This is a genomic window from Oleiphilus sp. HI0117 (assembly GCF_001635235.1).
In genome coordinates this window covers 1-265 of sequence record NZ_LWGA01001223.1, presented here as the reverse complement: position 1 = coordinate 265, position 265 = coordinate 1, and the positions used below count along the sequence as shown (strand labels likewise).

Genomic DNA, 265 nt, shown 5'->3' with positions numbered 1-265 from the left:
CGCTAAAACGAATAAAAAGCATATCAACATTTCCGACACCCACCCAAAGAATGAAAAAACCGAAAATCATACCGATTGGAAAACCGAGCGAGAATACATTCATCTGCGGTGCCGCCCTTGTCATAACTCCAAAGGAGATATTAACAATCAATACCGAAGTTACTACTGGCAGCGCAACCAGCAGAGCCGAAGCAAAGAGCCAGTTAATCCTCATCAACATATCCCACAATAAGTAAGGCTCTATCGAGTTTTCACCTATAATACT

General features: G+C 41.9%; 1 protein-coding gene. It reads right to left on the bottom strand.

Features of this window, described 5'->3' with window-relative positions; translation table 11 throughout:
* On the bottom strand, nt 1-214 hold a 214-nt coding region (locus A3757_RS21370), incomplete at its 3' end, for a flagellar biosynthetic protein FliR (protein WP_231878348.1).
* Nucleotides 215-265 lie beyond the last annotated feature (51 nt).